Raw genomic sequence first — 365 nt, forward strand, 5'->3', positions numbered from 1 at the left:
ACCCCACCCATGAAGCGGGCCGCCGCCCCGCTCAGCCGTGTGACCGGCTCCGTCGCGGGAACCCGGAGCCCATGGAACAGCAGGCGCACATCCACGGGTCGTACTGGCTGCACACCGTGCCGCCCCGTGATCCGGAGCCCCCTTTGGAGGGGCCGCTCACCGTCGACGTCGCCGTCGTCGGCGCGGGCATCGCGGGACTCAGCACGGCCCTGGAACTGGCCCGGCGGGGCCGTTCGGTCGCCGTCCTGGAGGCCCACCGCATCGCGGCGGGCGTCACCGGCCACACCACGGCCAAGCTGAGCGCCCAGCACACCCTCGTCTACGACCACCTGCGACGCACCCGCGGCCCCGACGGGGCCCGGCTG

1 protein-coding gene (running past one end of the window) is annotated in these 365 nt (G+C 75.1%); it reads left to right on the plus strand.

Annotation, left to right across the window (positions count from 1 at the left end; translation table 11 throughout):
- The first annotated feature begins 71 nt into the window (after positions 1–71).
- Positions 72–365, plus strand: the 5' end (the start) of a protein-coding gene (locus tag BZL64_RS13420) for an FAD-dependent oxidoreductase (protein WP_086769407.1). 1,122 nt of this gene lie beyond the right edge of the window; only the first 294 of its 1,416 coding nucleotides appear in the window; the start codon lies at positions 72–74; its stop codon lies beyond the right edge, outside the window.

The organism is Streptomyces bobili (assembly GCF_002154575.1).
Lineage (GTDB): Bacteria > Actinomycetota > Actinomycetes > Streptomycetales > Streptomycetaceae > Streptomyces > Streptomyces bobili.